Annotated in this window: 18 protein-coding genes; 5 read left to right on the forward strand and 13 right to left on the reverse strand. The window is 46.8% G+C overall.

The window, feature by feature from the left end; translation table 11 throughout:
• Window positions 1-396: glutathione S-transferase domain-containing protein (locus RMO27_RS00505; protein ID WP_309728022.1), on the forward strand; the 396-nt coding region annotated here is incomplete at its 5' end.
• A 401-nt stretch (window positions 397-797) separates the two neighbouring features.
• Window positions 798-1,622, forward strand: a complete 825-nt coding sequence (locus RMO27_RS00510) for a hypothetical protein (protein WP_309728024.1) — start codon at window positions 798-800, stop codon at window positions 1,620-1,622.
• An 18-nt stretch (window positions 1,623-1,640) separates the two neighbouring features.
• Here RMO27_RS00510 and RMO27_RS00515 read toward each other — a convergent pair whose 3' ends face one another.
• From RMO27_RS00515 to RMO27_RS00540, 6 genes are all read right to left on the reverse strand, one after another.
• Complete coding sequence (locus RMO27_RS00515; RefSeq protein ID WP_309728026.1) at window positions 1,641-1,874, reverse strand: hypothetical protein; 234 nt, start codon at window positions 1,872-1,874, stop codon at window positions 1,641-1,643.
• A 158-nt stretch (window positions 1,875-2,032) separates the two neighbouring features.
• Complete coding sequence (locus RMO27_RS00520) at window positions 2,033-2,632, reverse strand: thioredoxin family protein (protein ID WP_309728028.1); 600 nt, start codon at window positions 2,630-2,632, stop codon at window positions 2,033-2,035.
• A gap of 111 nt (window positions 2,633-2,743) precedes the next feature.
• Complete coding sequence (locus RMO27_RS00525) at window positions 2,744-3,745, reverse strand: hypothetical protein (protein ID WP_309728030.1); 1,002 nt, start codon at window positions 3,743-3,745, stop codon at window positions 2,744-2,746.
• A gap of 294 nt (window positions 3,746-4,039) precedes the next feature.
• Window positions 4,040-4,558, reverse strand: a complete 519-nt coding sequence (locus RMO27_RS00530) for a Ycf51 family protein (RefSeq protein WP_309728032.1) — start codon at window positions 4,556-4,558, stop codon at window positions 4,040-4,042.
• A gap of 110 nt (window positions 4,559-4,668) precedes the next feature.
• On the reverse strand, window positions 4,669-5,145 hold the full coding sequence (sufU, locus tag RMO27_RS00535; RefSeq protein WP_309728034.1) for a Fe-S cluster assembly sulfur transfer protein SufU: 477 nt from the start codon (window positions 5,143-5,145) through the stop codon (window positions 4,669-4,671).
• 149 nt (window positions 5,146-5,294) lie between these two features.
• Window positions 5,295-7,178, reverse strand: a complete 1,884-nt coding sequence (locus RMO27_RS00540; protein WP_309728036.1) for an SLBB domain-containing protein — start codon at window positions 7,176-7,178, stop codon at window positions 5,295-5,297.
• Between the two features lie 580 nt (window positions 7,179-7,758).
• Here RMO27_RS00540 and mnmA point away from each other — a divergent pair.
• Window positions 7,759-8,826, forward strand: coding sequence for a tRNA 2-thiouridine(34) synthase MnmA (gene mnmA, locus RMO27_RS00545; protein WP_309728038.1), 1,068 nt, complete (start codon window positions 7,759-7,761; stop codon window positions 8,824-8,826).
• Between the two features lie 344 nt (window positions 8,827-9,170).
• On the opposite strand, the gene trpA is transcribed toward mnmA, so the two are convergent.
• The 5 genes from trpA to RMO27_RS00570 form a co-directional block, all read right to left on the reverse strand.
• Entirely contained in the window at window positions 9,171-9,965 is a 795-nt protein-coding gene (gene trpA / locus RMO27_RS00550; protein ID WP_309728040.1) for a tryptophan synthase subunit alpha, read from the reverse strand.
• A gap of 121 nt (window positions 9,966-10,086) precedes the next feature.
• Window positions 10,087-10,395 carry a DUF3007 family protein gene (locus tag RMO27_RS00555; RefSeq protein WP_309728042.1) on the reverse strand — a complete coding sequence of 103 codons (309 nt, stop codon included), beginning with the start codon at window positions 10,393-10,395 and terminating at the stop codon, window positions 10,087-10,089.
• Between the two features lie 9 nt (window positions 10,396-10,404).
• The gene (ndhL, locus tag RMO27_RS00560; protein WP_309728057.1) at window positions 10,405-10,626 is read right to left on the reverse strand and encodes an NAD(P)H-quinone oxidoreductase subunit L; all 222 of its coding nucleotides are present in this window, start codon (window positions 10,624-10,626) and stop codon (window positions 10,405-10,407) included.
• A 560-nt stretch (window positions 10,627-11,186) separates the two neighbouring features.
• Window positions 11,187-12,353 (reverse strand): GNAT family N-acetyltransferase, encoded by a 1,167-nt coding sequence (locus RMO27_RS00565; protein WP_309728044.1) that lies wholly within the window; start codon window positions 12,351-12,353, stop codon window positions 11,187-11,189.
• A gap of 178 nt (window positions 12,354-12,531) precedes the next feature.
• The gene (locus RMO27_RS00570) at window positions 12,532-13,023 is read right to left on the reverse strand and encodes a hypothetical protein (RefSeq protein WP_309728046.1); all 492 of its coding nucleotides are present in this window, start codon (window positions 13,021-13,023) and stop codon (window positions 12,532-12,534) included.
• Window positions 13,024-13,191: 168 nt separating this feature from the next.
• On the opposite strand from RMO27_RS00570, the gene argH reads away from it, so the two are divergent.
• Complete coding sequence (gene argH / locus RMO27_RS00575; protein WP_309728047.1) at window positions 13,192-14,574, forward strand: argininosuccinate lyase; 1,383 nt, start codon at window positions 13,192-13,194, stop codon at window positions 14,572-14,574.
• Between the two features lie 77 nt (window positions 14,575-14,651).
• Here the strand turns inward: argH and RMO27_RS00580 are convergent, their stop codons facing one another.
• On the reverse strand, window positions 14,652-14,825 hold the full coding sequence (locus RMO27_RS00580) for a hypothetical protein (protein ID WP_015157954.1): 174 nt from the start codon (window positions 14,823-14,825) through the stop codon (window positions 14,652-14,654).
• A gap of 316 nt (window positions 14,826-15,141) precedes the next feature.
• Between RMO27_RS00580 and RMO27_RS00585 the strand changes: the two genes are divergently transcribed.
• Window positions 15,142-15,987 (forward strand): alpha/beta hydrolase, encoded by an 846-nt coding sequence (locus RMO27_RS00585; protein ID WP_309728053.1) that lies wholly within the window; start codon window positions 15,142-15,144, stop codon window positions 15,985-15,987.
• A 22-nt stretch (window positions 15,988-16,009) separates the two neighbouring features.
• Here the strand turns inward: RMO27_RS00585 and RMO27_RS00590 are convergent, their stop codons facing one another.
• Window positions 16,010-16,771, reverse strand: coding sequence for a pantothenate kinase (locus tag RMO27_RS00590; protein WP_396133590.1), 762 nt, complete (start codon window positions 16,769-16,771; stop codon window positions 16,010-16,012).
• Window positions 16,772-16,818 lie beyond the last annotated feature (47 nt).

The raw sequence follows: 16,818 nt of genomic DNA on the forward strand, positions 1-16,818 counted from the left end.
CCCAGAGAAGCGATCGATCTGTTGGGTTTGGGTGTCGGGTTGACACCAGACTCGATTAAAGCTGCCAAAGCCGAGATGCACCGCAGTCTCGAATCAATTTGTATGCTACTGTCTCAAAATTCTTATGCTTATCTGACTGGGGATACCCCTACTCTGGCAGACTTGACGGTCGCGGGCTTGAGTCTTGTACTCAAAATTCCTGAAGGCTCCTATCTCGATATTCCGTCCAATCTCAAGGGTAAAGGTATTCCTGGTTTTGCAGATAATCCAGACTACGATCTATTTTTCACTTGGCGGGACAAATTATATGCCGACTTCCGCAAACCCCATACCCCCAATAGCAATAATTCGGGCGCAGCACCAGTCACAACGCCAACGACGATCGCGATCGATTAGTTTTTTTAGTTAGATCTGGAATTTTCCAGGCAGTTTGTCGCTGTCAGATATCTTCGTTAGTTCCGGCTAGCGAGGATATTTCGATCTATGGCGATAACGATCGAAGTTCTCCTCAAGACTCAGTGAGTTGCTAGCTAAACTCAGCTATTTGGCTGAGTTTTCAATTTTCAAGTTTTTGCTACACAGATTTCTTGGATTGACACGATCGATACTAGCACCTGAATCTAGCTCTCCAAGGACATAAATCACAGTGTTATTCGATCGATGACTACTGACTAGTTGCGTCCAGGGTGTTATTGTCAATAGTATAATGGCTGAATTAGAAAAAGACTGGTAAAAGATCGAAAGTACCTTCAGCATTAGGTTTAAGATTGGCAAATTTTAGATAACCCCGAATCGTGATGAAATACAGATCTCTTGGTTCGATCGTCAGTGGCACAGTTTCAGTGATGCTGATGAGTAATTCGGCGATCGCCGCTACTTTCAATGGGTACGATCTAAACACAAGTAGTCCATTAATACCATTAACAAAGGTCACTGCTCCAATCTCTGAGGCTGCTTTCAAGACTTTTTCAGATAACCTAGCCGAGGCAACGGTGACTACCGAGAGCTTTGAAGGAGTATCAGGTGCAATTAACGGATTGAGCAGGACAATTTCTAACACAACTGCCACTTTTTCGTATACGCAAAAGAATCCGACAGATCCGAATAATCCTGGAGTTCCTGGCACCGCAACTACCAGCGTCCAAAAAGCCAATGGTGCCGGATTTACTAACGCTGGTACTTATCCGACTGATGGTATGTATGGTATTTCGATCAACAGCGAAAACAATTTTTCGATTAGCTTTAGTAATTCACTGGCAGCCTTCGGCTACTTTGGTACAGATCTGGGCGACGGCGGTAATATCTTAACCATGAAGTTTTTCAATGGAACTACATTAGTCAATTCAACTGCCATTCCCACAAATGTTGGTTCGGCCAATAGTTCGGAATTCTTCTTTGGCTTTATTGCTGATAGTCCGGCTGAGGAGTTTAATAGAGTTGAATTTGTCAGTTCGATTAATAGCGGCGGTGATGCGATCGGCATCGACCAAATCAAAATTGCTACGCCAACCCAAGTTACGACTAAAATACCCAAACCTGCTGCATTGTGGGGAACCTTACTCTGTGGTGGCTGTTTGGTAGAAATTAAGAGATCGAAACGGGTGAGGTCGAGTGAGAAATAATGGTAACGAGATCGCTAATTAGATCTGTTCTAACGCCTGATAGTCCCGACAATCGATCGCGGCTTCCGAACAAGCTACCTGGGGATTGACAGTACATTTGAGATAGCAACTATTGGTAAAATATTTGCATTTGTAACAAGGCACGCGGTGTAGCCGTTGTACAGTCATCAGTCCAGTCTGACACTGGGAAATAACTGTCCAGCAGGTAATAAAAGCAATTCCCCAAGCAATGATGGCGTAGATGAAGATCATTAGTTAATTCAACTCCCGGCGAATAAATCGAAGTAGTGAATGAACGGATGCTAGCACACCGATCGAGTGATAATTCTAGCTATTTAATATAAATTTTCATAAGCCAGCTCTACTCGATCGATTGCCAATAGCAGTTTGAATTAGGGATGCGATCGCCCTTACTCTTCGGCGCGGACGCCTGTAAAGTATTCAGGCTCTTTACCTGGAATCCACTTGATATTACAGCCGATACTGGGGCGTTGATTGGGATCGACCTCTTTACCCGCTAGCAGGAACTCAATCGCGTGGCGCAGATCTTGTCCTGTGACTGGTTTGCCATTCGAGGGGCGGCTATCATCTAATTGGCCGCGATATGCCAAACGTAGATCGCGATCGAATAAAAAGAAATCGGGCGTACAAGCTGCCGTATAGAGCTTGGCCACGGCTTGGCTGAGATCGCAGCAGACCGGAAAATTAAACCCTTCAGCATGGGCTAAGGCTGCTAAATGCTCTGGTGCATCATCAGGATACTTCTCGATGTCATTGGGGCTAATTGCCACCATTCCCAATCCTTGGGCACTATAGTCTTTGCCAATCTGTGCTAATTGGGTTTGAACATGTTTGACAAACGGACAATGCACAGAAATAAACATCACTAGCAAAGCTGGTTTGCCTGTAAAAGTAGCCAGCGAAATCGCGGCACCACTGACAACATCTGTAAGCTGAAAATCTGGCGCACTCACACCCAAAGGTAACATTGTCGATGCAGTTCTGACCATAATTAATCTACTCTCCCTTCAGCGCAAGAAAAACTCTTGATCGGCATAGTGCCTGACAAGATAATTGATGCTTACTAGCGTAGCTTAATTACGAACGCCAAATCTGGCAGCTTAGGATTTAACGGTATAGAGTGGTAGCAAAGACTGGAGCAGTCCAGTGGCGGCTTTGCCATATTCTTCGAGTTCGACTAGCAGCTCGACGGCACAAGTCATGCTTTCTTCTAGTTGTGACATGCTGGGGTAAGCTTTGAGGACTTCTAGCAACAAATCGTCGAGTTGATATTCCCGCATGGTGGCGACTGATTGACTGCTGAAATTAAAATCAGGTCGCAGCATCACCAGGAGAATGATTTTGGCACGCAACGGATTGCTGTAGCTCATGACGCTCTGGCGTAAGCTGAAGGGGTCATACTCCGGTACCTGATATGCTGCTGCTGGCGCAGGTTCCGCATCCCCAAAGTTGCCCATTTCTGAGAGATTTGGGTCGTAATATGTTTCGTAGGCCGATTCATCTACATCTTCACTATCGGCTGGTGCTTCCGCAAATTGTTGAGTAGCTAAAGGTGCATAAGCACGCTCTAGTGCCGAGGGTATGGCCTGACTGGTGAGTGCTTGAGTCGGTGCTGGTGCGTAAGCACGTTCTAGTGCCGAGGGTACTCCTCCTTGAGAGTAGTTGGCTTGAGTCGGTTCTGGTGCATAAGCACGCTGAAACGCTGAAGGGACTTCTCGATCAATGGTGGAGACGGTCGGTTCGGGTCGATCGACCTGTGCTGGCGGGGGTGATGGGGGTCTACCACCATGTTCTTGACGGAATTCAGGATATAGTTGTCCGATCGCTAGATAAATTACCTTAGCAATCTCGATATATTGTTTGGGCTTATTAACTGTCTTAATCAGATTTTGCAATAATACTCTGAACCGATCGAGCGTAGTATGCTCGCGGAGGATCTGTTCGATTAAATACTGAAAATTAATCGAGTCTAAATATTCAGTATCCTTTTCCCACCTACTGGTACACAGGCAGTAGAGCATTTTTTTGATGCGAACTGCTTCTTGATGTCTATCTAGGTAGTTAACGACTTGTTGAAGTAAATTTGGGTCATTAATCCTCATGAAGTTAACCAGCTTTAATATCTAAGTTTGAGTCGAACGATGCAATTTCAAAATATCTGGCGATCGCGGCAGTGATCCGAGCAAATCGGTGGATTTTGACGATCGATCCAGAAAATTTATAAATGAGGTCAGAAGAGCGGCGAACCGAGCTTGGTAGTTGGATGAGATCGCGATCGAACACAACATTATTCGGCCACTCTCAATCCTTACAACTTCTCATATTGTTCCCATTCAAGATGCATCGCTAACTTAATAACTTAAACTTTGTCGCCGTGTCGAGCTAATCGATCGTAATTATGCTTGTTTTTGAGCTACCTTGACCAAATTACCCCGATTGATCGTGATCTGAAGTTCGCTATCTTCACCACCACCGAGCGAGCGGATTACTTCGCCCAAGACTAAGGGCTGTGAGACGCCTGGCTGGGGATGAATCGTCGTCCGCGCCCGAATCTTGAGCTGACGGTCGATCGCGCCGGAGCGACCGTAGGAATACAAATCGGCGGCGGCTTGGCGCAATGTGGCATCTAGTCCCGTTTCGCTAATCGGTGTTTTGACGACGATCGTCGCGCGATCGCTACCGTTATCATAGATGAGGGAGTAATTTAATGCTCCAGGGACACTGGTATGCACGATCGGCACTAGACTCAGTGCAAACAATCCGGCTGTCAGCACGCCCATAAAGCCCGTTGCACCAACCAGTCGGTATTTGAACCCCCATTTTAAGATCAAGGCCAAGATTGTCGCCACGGCAAATGCGAGGGTGGCAATTCCCGACCATTGACAGTATTTAAGAAAGTCAGCAGTTGAAATCATCTAAGTTAGGGGATAGGGGATAGGGGATCGGGAATCGGGGTTAGGGTCGCTATCGAGACTGCAAGCAATGGTGATGTTATTGATATCTTTAGCTTCTGACTGATCGATCGCTATTCGGCTTCATTAGTAATAAAATCGGCAAGTTTGGCCTCTCCAGTCATTTGGAGTGCGGCTTTGAGGGTATGCCAGCCGAGGTTGGCACATTTGATCCGCACTGGAAATTGAGCCACGCCCTTCATCACATTGAGTTTGCGTTGCTCTTTGGGAAATTCTGTTTCCCCTTTCATCATGCCTTGAAAAATTCCAACTAATTCTAGAGCTTCAGAGATCGTCTTGCCCGTTAAGGCTCCAGCCATCAAATCGACAGAAGCCATGGCAATCGCGCAGCCTTCGCCTTCAAATTTGACATCATCGATCCGCTCGCCACTCGCGTCGAGCTGAAGTGTCAACTCGATCGTATCCCCACAAGATGGATTGTGTCCTTTTTGATAGCGATCGATCGGGTTAGTTTTGCCTCGGTGGGTGGGCTTTTTGTAGTGTTCGAGAATGACCTGTTGGTAGAGATCCCGTAAATTAGTCGTGTTCATAGCAATTTGAGCAGATCGATCGATAACCGGATCTCTATTATCATCGATCGCTATGGCACTAGCTAGTTATTGAATTGAGTGGGGTATTGCCATTCATCAGAATGGGGCAGGATCTAAGCGAGATTCTGCCCCATTCTAATTCTGAAATCCTAGAATCTGAGGATATTGAGCAGCCCATTAAACGGAGTCAGAATCGTACTGAAACCGTCACCAATTCGAGTCAGGTTATTGCGCCCGATCACGATCGTATCGTTGTTTTGCAGACGCGGATTGTTCTCGGCATCGATCCCTCTGGCAAAGTTCAGCCTGATCAATCGTTTGGTCACGGTACCATTGGGATTGAGGCGGATTAGGTCAACCTCATTTTTGTTAGCACGAACGTTATTAAAACCACCAGCCAGAAGGATTGCCTGATTGAGAGTGGTATTAGAGGGTACGTCACGGCTGCCGCCAGAAATACCAGCTTCACCAATGACATTGACTTTGATCGTTGTTGGCGACAAGGTTGATGTCGAAACTAGCTCGACATCCTGTGCGCTCAGATTCTGGGCGACAGGAATAAAGATCCGATCGCCTTCTTGGAGGATGATATCTTGACTGGTATCCCCTTGTTGCAGCAGTTTAAACAAGTTGAGTGAGATTTTCTGTTCGCCAGCGCGGGTCGTCCGAATCAATTGAATTTGACGAATATCAGCGGTGGGCTTAATCCCTGATGCTGATTGAATGGCATTGGTGACAGTTGGCAGCGAGACAGTCCCAGTCAACTGAGTATTGTTATTGGTCGTGTTCGCCGAGCCAGTGACCGTGTAAGTACCAGGACGATTGACTTCGCCGACGACAACAACTCTTGGCGGATTGATGGCCTGTGGCCCCAAGTTGGAAGCAGCAACTAGAGTGCTATTGGCACTATTAATCTCAGTTGCGGTGGGGAGCAGGATCGTATCGCCATCTTGGAGGATGATATCTTGACCGAAATCTCCAGCTTTGAGCAGATTAAGTAAGTTAATCGGTACGGTTTGACCATTACCAGTCCGCGTATTCCGTCTGACCTTAATCCGACTCAGATCTGCAGATGCGGTACTCCCACCAGCAATTTTAATTGCCTCTGTCAGTGTGGGTGGGGTGACTCGTCCACCGGTGCCTGCTGCCGTTGTACCACCACTTTCACCTCTGAGCGTGTAAGTACCTGGTTTGCCAACTTCACCCAAGATCGCGACTTTGACAGTAGCATCTTGATTGGCCAAGTTAGAACCAGCCAACCGTAGTCTGTCTGCTGTATTTACACCCTCAGAACGGGCAATATAAATAGTATCGCCATCCCTCAATGTAATGTCCTGAGAAGTGTTACCGCGCTGAAGGACATCAAAGATATTTACTGAAATAATTCTGCCAGTTGCTGCCCGCCGGACTTGAACTTGGCGGAGATTGGCGGTCTGAGTCGTACCACCAGCGAGTTGAATAGCTTGGCTGATCGTGGGGAACTTGCGATTGTCTGCTGTGAAGGGAATCGTGTAAGAACCCGACCGAGTGACTTCACCCGCGATCGCGAATTGGACGGGACGGGGAGCCAAAACGCTAATCGTGACGATCGGTCGTTTGACGTAGCGAGAGAAATAGTTTGTAAGTAAAGCAGATGCTTTTTGAACTGTCAATCCTTGGACGGGAATCGCACCGACCACTGGCAGGTTGATCGCACCATCGCCAAGCACATAAAACTCGCCGCTATATTCTGGTACGTTGAAAATGTCTACCCTCAATCTATCCCCAGCACCTAATGTGTAGGAGTCTGCAAAACTACCAGCAGGTACGGCGACGCGGCGATTTTGAACGGGTTTAGCTGGAGCTTTTGGCTTGGCTTTCTTGGCTGGAGTTTGCGCGACCTTGGCGGGGATGGTTTTAATTGGGGTGCTGGACTTACCGACTTGGGCTGGTGCGGTCATCCCTACTGACTGAAAATTGACGATCGCCAATACTGGTAGGAGGCCAGCAATCGTACCCTTGTACATATAAGTCCGCAAACTAGCAGTATTCATAAAAAATTTATATAGTTAGTTATCTTCAAGTCAGTGTCTAGTAGTCTAGTTTAAGGCTTAGACATCGGTTTTAACTTCGGTCGTTTATCGTACCTATAGAATTCTAGTACTAAACAAGTGCTTAGCTGCTGATGTCCGGCCATCGTTGCCATGGATAGTATCTAGGATCTACTGTTTTCTGAACGACGCTAGACCGCAAATCGATGTTCCCTAAACTAGCCAAGAGCCAAGCCTTGCGACGATTTTTTCCGATTTTGTTTAAGTATGCCCAATCGATCGCCAAAAATAGCGATCGACTTGAAATCGGAATGGTCAGTTAGCTGAAGATGTTAATCCAAATCGATTGAAATTCTATACTAGCAATACTTTAAGGATTGTCAAATTAGTGCGGAATTTGGGGTCTGAGGCGGTTTTAAGACCAACTTTTAGTTGATGTTCTGCCCGCACCAGTCGCGTTGGTGTAGCCGAACAGAGGTAATCGCCGCAGCAGATCGTAGCGATTCGCATTCTCCAATCTAAACCACCAAACGCGATCGAGAAGTGTTAACTTAGGAATGGGCAAGTTATACCAAAAATGCTGATGTCGCCATCTCCAAAAAAAGTTGTCATTGGACTCTCTGGCGGGGTAGACAGTTCCGTCGCTGCCGCAATTTTGTGCGAGCAAGGTTATGATGTCCTCGGTCTGACCTTGTGGTTGATGCGTGGTAAAGGTCAATGTTGCTCGGAAGGCATGGTTGATGCTGCGAAAATTTGCGACCAGTTAGGGATTACCCATCAGATTGTCGATAGTCGCGATACTTTCGAGCAGTATATTATCGATTACCTCGTCGCTGGCTATGAAGCTGGCATTACACCATTACCTTGTTCGCAGTGCAATAAGGCCGTGAAGTTTGGGCCGATGGTCAAATATGCCAAAGCCGAGTTGGGTGCTGACTATATTGCCACAGGGCACTATGCGCGAATTACCTATGACGATACGCTACAACGGCATCAACTACGTCGGGCGATCGATCGATCGAAGGATCAAACTTATTTTCTCTACGATTTAGAGCAAGACATTTTGGCCGCAACAGTTTTTCCGCTGGGGGAGACACTCAAAACCCAAACGCGAGCAATCGCCGCTGGATTGAATTTATCCACAGCCGATAAACCCGAAAGCCAAGATCTCTGTTTGGTCGAAAAACACGGCTCGATGAAAACCTTCTTGGATAAATATATCAACGAGCGTCCTGGCGACATCGTCGATACTCAAGGTGCCATCCTCGGCCAACATCTAGGCATCCATCATTACACGATCGGTCAGCGGCGCGGGATTGGCATTGCCGCACCCGAACCGCTCTACGTAGTCGCCCTCGATGCCATCAAGAATCGAGTCGTCGTCGGCTCCCGCGCGGAAACTCACGGCACCGAATGCACGATCGATCGTGTCAACTGGGTCTCGATCCCGCAACCTATTGCCCCAATTCGCGCTCAAGTGCAAGTGCGTTATCGGTCTGAAGCCGTCCCTGTCAGCGTGATTCCCCTAACAGATAACAAAGTCAAATTGGTATTTGACGAACCGCAATTTGGGATTACCCCCGGCCAAGCAGCAGTCTGGTATGACGGCGATATCGTCCTCGGCGGCGGCATTATCGATCCGATTGTTTAAATTCAGATACTAGTAAAGGCGATCGAATATTTTGATCGCCTTTCTTGTGTAGGTTTTCCGCAAGCTACTTTAACGTGAGTGTCTCCTAGCGGAGAGGCTACGCCAACGGGTTAAGAATTTGCGTTGGCGATAGCCTCTGTCTTGACTAAAACACATGGGTCGGAAACCTCCACGTGATTTCAGTCGCTCCGACCCCCAGATCCGGGTTTTGCCCTCACTAGGAAAATCGCAACTAGCAAGTATTTATAGTTTGCCAATTCGCTTATTACGAGCAGTTAAGATTGTTTGCCGATTGGCTCATTATAAGCAGTTAAGTACGAGCCTTAACCCAAACTGAAGTTACATTAGCAAATCGCCGCTTTCAAACTTCCACAAAACTGCTCGATCGATTTCAGCCCTTCTAACGGCGTTCCCTCTGCCAAACGCTTAACCATCGCACTACCGACAATTACCCCATCTGCACCCCATTTACGCACCTGCTCAGCATGTTCTGGCGCCGAGATTCCAAAGCCAATCGCGATCGGTTTATCGGTGACACTCCGCAGATTGGCCAGGATATCCCCAACACGATCCTCCAATCCCGACCTGACACCAGTTACACCTGTCACACTGACTAAATAGATAAAACCCTGCGACTTAGCCGCGATCGCGATAATCCGCTCTTGAGAGCTAGTCGGTGCGACCAGCAAAATCACTTCGATGCCGATTTCGGCCGCTGGTACTAACAACTCTTCAGCTTCTTCCAATGGCAAATCCGGCACCACCAAACCCTTTACGCCCGCAGCCGCAATTTGGGTTAAAAAGTTGCGAATGCCCAGATTTAGGATGGGATTGTAATAAGTAAATAAAATAATCGGTGCTTTGAGCTGCGGACTGACCTCCGCTACCATCCCGATGACATCATTGAGCTTGACGCCCCGCGCTAGCGCGCGAGTAGCCGCTGCCTGAATGATCGGCCCATCGGCCAAGGGATCTGAATAGGGAACGCCTAATTCGATTAAGTCAGCACCAGCGGCATCCATGGTTTTGAGTGCTGCTGCCGTGGTTGCTAAGTCTGGATCGCCAGCGGTAATAAACGGAATTAGAGCACATTGACCGCGATCGCGTAAAGACTGAAAACAACTAGAGACGGAGAGCATAAATTAGGGGGTAGAGGGTAGGTGTTAGGGCATAAAGTTTTCACTGGCAAGATTACATGCAAGTCTAGCCGATCGATCCGGATGCCAGTCGAGCAGCTCTAATCAAACTTTGTGGCAAATTTTAGGATTTATTGCGTTCTTGCTCGATTTCGGCTTGGATTTCGGCGAGTTGTTCGGGAGTTAGTTCGTCGAGGCGTTTTTGCAAAACGGCTTCTTCATAGTCTTTGAGCTGTTGCCCATAAGTCATTTTTTTGGTCGCGACTCGAAATACATAGCTAAATGACCAAGCCAAAATGATGCCAACTAATACTAGTTGACTCCAGATCCCCGCATCGATACTATCTAATCCCGCCAGCTTTAAGCCCAAGTATCCAGCACCACCGATCGCAAAGACCACGATCCCAATGACAATGACATCAATTCTCCGCATTAGCGATCTCTAAGCCTCGATTTCACGGCGTTTGGGGCGAAAATTGAGGAATGGTGAGAGTAAAATCATCCCTGGGAAAAAGAAGAATACTAGAAAATACATCGCTAGCCGCTCGATCGAGCTAGCGACATACCATCGCTTTTGCAGATACAAGTACAATGCACCAGGAAATACTAGCAGGTAAGCCCCACTCAAAATTAAATACAACAGTGCAACGATCATAAATTCGATGTTAAATACAGTAGTGAGACAACTGGGGGTCTAAGATCTGTCTACTTAATTAGTTTTATTCTATCAGCTTAACGGCGATGAATCGGCAGAATTCAGGTATTGCTGAGTTTAGTTATGATTTACTCGCTTAGACAATCCCTGAAATTTAGAGTAGGGGTAATTCATGAATTACCCCTACTCTAAATTTCGGAGACAAATCATACTGCAAATCAGCAACATCAAAATTATTATTCACACTCCTTGCTTGAAGGCTATTCTCTGCTTAGTCACTGTCTAGACAGTGACTAAGCACATTCCCAAATATTTTACTTTCTCAATTGTAAAAATCGATAGCCGATACTTCCAATTATTACCCAGAACAATAATCCACAAGTAATACTCATCGCTCCATCAGGAGAGATTTCTCGATCGATCTTTCTCAATCCCAATCTACACAGTAAAATAGCAATCCCATAACCTGGGATTTTAATCAAGATATCGAAGATAATCGAGCTGAAAATCCAACTGATGATTTCAGCAATCAGCGCGCCCATTATTTGTCCTGCATCTATCTATGCAACCTAAGAGAGATCCTCTGGATCGTTTTTTTCGATCCGATTGGGGAGTGGTTGGCGCGAGGGTTGCAGGCTTTGGAGCATCTCGGCAATTTGGAGATTTTCCAGGGAAAGATGCTTGGCTTCGCGGAGCTTGTGCCATACCGAACGGGACATTAGGAGACTATGCTTGACCCGAACCGCACCGATTTGGTGGAAGTATTCTTCGCGTTCGGGTTGATAGTCAGCCGAAACTAGTTGGAGCGGCTGTGAAGGCAGGTATTGACAAGAACGTGCCAATTGAGCCATTAGCTCTGGATAGAGCCAAGTATAAGCAGGATGGACGGTCAATTCTGCCTGGTGGGTGCGATACTCTTCATTACCAGTTTGGTAACGATCGGTATTGAGCGATAAGTGATAATAACCGATCGCAGCTTTGCGCTGTGTCTCAAACACATAGTTGCTGAAGGATTGCTTTTGTTGCAGCCACTGGCGGACTTTCCCCACCATCGTTTGCACGATGTTGTGTTTGAAGTCGTGAACTTGACGATCAAAGACTTGTCGCAATAGGGGCGGCATCGATACTGTATCTAATTGATAGATCAGTTGCGCGTCAGTATTTCTGACTGGCAACAGATTGGGTAAGTCTGGCTCGCGCTGTGCCAATTCTTGCAGTAGTTCGGGCGCAATTTCCCAATAGGTCATGTGCGCTAGTGGTTGAAAACCATTCTGTCGATAGAGCGCGAGGGAGGAGCTGTCATTGACATCTACTTCTAGCACCCATGTACTGGCATCAACGATATGCTCGAAGCAATAACGTAATAATTGCGATCCAATATCACTTTTCCCCGTTACTTCTTCTGGGGTAGCTGATTGGCGATCGATCGAGACCCATTCTACATGCCAGGTGCTGCGAGTGCGATTGAAAGGTGAAACACTAATCGCGCCCCGAACTTGTTGTTCGCATTCGGCCACTAACAAAGCTCGATCGGTCAGACTAGGCGTGGGAATAATATTTAGAAACTGAAATGGCGCGTACCAGCGACTCATCTGTTTGAGCAGGTGCTCGATTTGCAGCTTGACTGCCGGATCGGGAATAGTTACTTGTTGACATAAGCTAGCGATCGCGTCAATATCCCGATATTGCAGCGGACGAACGATCGTCTGATATTTAGATCCATTAGTCGCAGCCATTATATATCCTGTGTCAACCTAGGGGTCGATCCTACTATAACATCTCCAACTAGATTGGGATCTAAATGCTGACAGGAGCGAAATTTATCGAGTCGAGAAGAGATGTGTTTCAGTTGTTCCCCTTTGCAGGGAGTGTGAGCGAGCAAAACTGGGAATACTGAAATGCTACAAATTTAACTTATTTCTTGTCGATGACAGCATTCATGGCTTTGATCGTGGAGGTCAGACCTTCAGCGGCCTTGGCTTTGTCTGGTGTAGCACTACCCATAGCAGTTTTGACCATTTCGATACCGCTAGCGATTGCGGCATAGTTAGCACCAGCTTTGGCTTTGACGAGAGGCTCGACAGTCGGCCATACGCTGCTAAATTTTGCAAATTGAGTCTTGGCTTTGGCAATATCACCACTTTTGATCGCACTATTGGCCATGACTAGGGCAGTCTTAACCGGCGTCAATTGGGTTTTTTCGGCTGCGGATAAGGCTCCACCAGCACCAGCGGCAGGAGCCGTAGTAGCACCAGTAGTAGGTGCGGTAGCTGTCTCAGTTTTAGTCGTAGTTTGGGTAGTTTCTGTTTCGGTTTTTTTGCCGCAACTAGTAATGGCTAGGGCAGCACTCAAACAGAGAACGGTTAATAAACTACTGGCTTTGATGGTTGTTTGTTGGATAGACATGTGGATGTTTTAGTAAACTTTATAGTTGACATGACATTCACATGATAGCGTGGAAATACTGACTAGTAACTACTAACCGGTCTAGCCGACTGATGGTTCCGGCATATGGCTGGTTGTTGATCGCGATTACATCCTCATCTCAAGAGCTTTTGCCTCTTACTTTTTTATATGGATCGACCACAGACTTGGAGCGATCGCTTTGAAGGTACTCTACATCCAGCGATCGCCAAATTCAATGCTAGTATCGGCTTCGATCTCGAATTGATCGAATACGATCTGACTGGCTCCTGCGCTCACGCGCGAATGCTGGCGCAGACGGGGATCGTCAGTGCTGAAGAGGGCAATTTACTTGTTGCTGGCTTGGAGCAAATCCGCCAAGAATATCAGGCTGGCAACTTTCAGCCCGGTATCGATGCTGAAGATGTCCATTTTGCCGTCGAACGGCGGCTGACAGAGATCGTCGGCGATGTCGGTAAAAAGCTGCATACCGCTCGATCGCGTAACGACCAAGTCGGTACCGATACTAGATTATACCTCCGCGATCGCATCCGGCAGATCCAAACCCAACTCCGCGATTTCCAGCAGGTATTGCTCATGCTGGCAGAGCAGCATGTCGATACGCTAATTCCTGGCTATACCCATCTCCAACGCGCTCAACCGCTAAGTTTGGCACACCACCTACTGGCTTATTTTGAGATGTCTCAGCGCGACTGGGAGCGGCTGAATGATGTTTACAAACGCACGAATATTTCGCCGTTAGGATGTGGTGCGCTAGCGGGGACGACATTTCCGATTGATCGCGCCTACACAGCGGAGTTACTCGGTTTTGATGCTATTTATGGCAATAGTTTGGATGGCGTGAGCGATCGGGATTTTGCGATCGAATTTCTTGGTGCTGCCAGTTTGATTATGGTACATTTAAGCCGTTTGGCGGAAGAGGTCATCATCTGGGCATCCGAGGAGTTTCGATTTGTCAGCTTGACCGATCGCTGTGCGACAGGTTCGAGTATCATGCCCCAGAAGAAGAATCCCGATGTGCCAGAACTCGTGCGCGGCAAAACCGGACGCGTATTTGGACATCTCCAGGCGATGCTGGTGATGATGAAGGGCTTGCCTCTGGCTTATAACAAGGATCTACAAGAAGATAAAGAAGCTTTGTTTGATGCGGTCGATACGGTGCGTGCTTGCCTGGAAGCGATGACGATCTTGATGCACGAAGGAATTGAGTTTCGCCCAGCGCGGCTAGCTGAAGCTGTTGCTGCCGATTTTGCTAACGCCACTGATGTCGCGGACTATCTGGCTAATAAGGGTGTACCTTTCCGCGAAGCCTACAATCTGGTCGGTAAAGTGGTAAAAACTTGCTTGAGCCAAAATAAATTGCTCAAAGATTTGAGTCTAGGTGAGTGGCAAGAACTGCATCCAGCATTTGAGCCAGATATCTATGCCGCCATCGACCCCAGACAAGTAGTAGCAGCGCGAAATAGTTATGCTGGGACTGGATTCGATCGAGTTCGTCAAGCGATCGATCGAGCCAGAATTCAGATTGGTTAGTAGGAGCAGTCGGGGATAATAGCAGCACAGAAGTTCGATCTTCCCTACTCTCTACCCCCTACACTCTACTTTCTAATCTAGGTTGCTGCTGCGGAGGTATCTTCGTTATCTTCCTCAGCCGAAGTGCCATTGGATTGGGGACGGAATCTCGATTTGAACATCCGACCGCCAGTGGGGCGTTTTCTGAATTTACGAGCGTATGCTTGATTACGCTCCGCCTTTTCCTTCTTCAGGTTGCGGCGTTTTGCCATATTTGCCTCTGTAAAAATAAACGATAAATGAACTTTGCCAGCCCGATTGGGATTGATTCCGCCTGGGCTGCGCTAGAAATCCGTAGCTGTCTCAATACAATAAATATTAAACATAACTATCGGAAGTTTAATCCGATCGGACATAGCTTTAGCAAATTATATCATACGCGATCGCGCGCTCGAAAGACCAGTAAATCCAATGAATAAATTGAAGTGTGAGCGTTGACGGTTGTACGATAAAACTAGCGGTGGTTGGTCTTGAGTACTTCCTCGCAATTCTGACCTGTTGGTTTGCCATTCCCCTTCTTTAGCCCCTATGGTCGATCTTAGTTCTCGCATCAAACTCTCAACCGGACCTACCTTCTGGGATGAAGCTGGTGATGCTCGTCGTCCGGCGATCGTCTTTTTGCATGGTAGTTGGCACGATCGTAGTCAATGGCAAGATGTCATGCACCAGATGCGCCGGCAGTTTCATTGCTTGGCTCCAGATTTGCTCGGATTTGGTAATTCGGTCTCCACTCACACGCCGACGTCGATTGACATGGAAGTCGCACATCTGCATGAGTTTTTGAGTACGCTCAAGTTGCACCCAGTTTATTTAGTCGGGCATTCTCTAGGTGCGTGGATTGCGGCCAGCTATACTTTGAAATATCCAGATCGAGTGCGAGGGGTAGTCGCCATCTCACCCGAAGGATTTTCGCTAACTGGATGGCAGAAGTACAGTACCTTAACCAAGTTATTACTCGCCCATCCAGTATTATTTAAACTCTGGCTCAAAGGTTTAGCCGCAACAATCTCAATTAGTGATGGTGCTCATCCACTAGTCCGCAGCCAAGCTTATTGGCAATTTCTGAGTAAATTTCCGACGACTTGTCATTTGTTATTTCAACGATCGACTAATGAGATTCGGCAGGAATTAGTTGCCGATCGATTAGCTCAATTTAAGTCACCATTATTAGTTTTACAGATCGATAGAGACGATCGATTTACGATCGAGCAAAGTCAGGATTATGCGCGCAGCGTGCGACAAGCCGAATATAAATCGATTAAAGATACCGATCCTGATTCACCAGATTCTGGACGACAAATTGCTAGAGAGATTCAAGCTTTTATCGAGCGCGTGCAAGTGAAAATTGATCGGGAAGAAGTAGAATTGTGGTGAAAGTTATTGTTGGACTAGTGAATTAATTTTTTAAAAGTGCTGACATACCATGAAATAACAACTGTCGATCGAACCTTAATTGATCGATAGATTCAATCTGTAAATATTTAACCAATAATTCCCCATCCCCCCCAGTAAAAACGATTTGACTATCTGGAAATAATTGCTGCCAATCCCGAATAAAATCCCTAATCCCAGCACTAACTGTATGTAGGATGCCACTGGCGATCGATCCTGGGGTATTGTCGCTCCACCGTGGTGGTAATTGTGGGGGCAAAACTATTTCTGGTAAGGCAGCGGTACCTGAATAAAGAGATCGAATTTGCAATCTCAATCCTGGCATAATTGCGCCACCAACAAGACGATGATTATTATTATCAACACCAGTAATAGTTAGTGCCGTACCCCCATCGATAACTAATACTGGATAGCCATAAATTTCACCCGCGCCGAATACAGCTAATGCTCGATCGATTCCTACTGTCGGATAGAGATTGAGTAAGGGAATATTATTTAAAGTAATAACTTTAACTCGATCCAACTGTTGCCAAATTGCGGTTTGACTGGGGACGACAGACGCCAAATAGATCGGAATCCGATCGATCTCTAGTTGCAATTGATCGATCGAAGATTGTAAGTCAAGTGGGAATAAGTGAAAGAATCGATCTGGTGTTAAATGTGTTGTATCCCAACTAGATTGAAGTTTAGTATTTAAAAACCACGCCCAATGATAGCGGGAATTACCGATCGACAATCCAATCTGAATATTTTCAATAATACACACTATCGATCTTCTCTTGTCTATAAATCCCCTCCTTGGAGGGGTGCCCG

This window comes from Chamaesiphon sp. OTE_75_metabat_556, from assembly GCF_031378165.1.
Lineage (GTDB): Bacteria > Cyanobacteriota > Cyanobacteriia > Cyanobacteriales > Chamaesiphonaceae > Chamaesiphon.

Bases quoted from the DNA above. Each gene is read 5' to 3' on its own strand.
- RMO27_RS00510 (WP_309728024.1), top strand. From the start codon at position 798: ATGAAATACAGATCTCTTGGTTCGATCGTCAGTGGCACAGTTTCAGTG.
- RMO27_RS00515 (WP_309728026.1), bottom strand. From the start codon at position 1,874: ATGATCTTCATCTACGCCATCATTGCTTGGGGAATTGCTTTTATTACC.
- RMO27_RS00520 (WP_309728028.1), bottom strand. From the start codon at position 2,632: ATGGTCAGAACTGCATCGACAATGTTACCTTTGGGTGTGAGTGCGCCA.
- RMO27_RS00525 (WP_309728030.1), bottom strand. From the start codon at position 3,745: ATGAGGATTAATGACCCAAATTTACTTCAACAAGTCGTTAACTACCTA.
- RMO27_RS00530 (WP_309728032.1), bottom strand. From the start codon at position 4,558: ATGATTTCAACTGCTGACTTTCTTAAATACTGTCAATGGTCGGGAATT.
- sufU (WP_309728034.1), bottom strand. From the start codon at position 5,145: ATGAACACGACTAATTTACGGGATCTCTACCAACAGGTCATTCTCGAA.
- RMO27_RS00540 (WP_309728036.1), bottom strand. From the start codon at position 7,178: ATGAATACTGCTAGTTTGCGGACTTATATGTACAAGGGTACGATTGCT.
- mnmA (WP_309728038.1), top strand. From the start codon at position 7,759: ATGTCGCCATCTCCAAAAAAAGTTGTCATTGGACTCTCTGGCGGGGTA.
- trpA (WP_309728040.1), bottom strand. From the start codon at position 9,965: ATGCTCTCCGTCTCTAGTTGTTTTCAGTCTTTACGCGATCGCGGTCAA.
- RMO27_RS00555 (WP_309728042.1), bottom strand. From the start codon at position 10,395: ATGCGGAGAATTGATGTCATTGTCATTGGGATCGTGGTCTTTGCGATC.
- RMO27_RS00565 (WP_309728044.1), bottom strand. From the start codon at position 12,353: ATGGCTGCGACTAATGGATCTAAATATCAGACGATCGTTCGTCCGCTG.
- RMO27_RS00570 (WP_309728046.1), bottom strand. From the start codon at position 13,023: ATGTCTATCCAACAAACAACCATCAAAGCCAGTAGTTTATTAACCGTT.
- argH (WP_309728047.1), top strand. From the start codon at position 13,192: ATGGATCGACCACAGACTTGGAGCGATCGCTTTGAAGGTACTCTACAT.
- RMO27_RS00580 (WP_015157954.1), bottom strand. From the start codon at position 14,825: ATGGCAAAACGCCGCAACCTGAAGAAGGAAAAGGCGGAGCGTAATCAA.
- RMO27_RS00585 (WP_309728053.1), top strand. From the start codon at position 15,142: ATGGTCGATCTTAGTTCTCGCATCAAACTCTCAACCGGACCTACCTTC.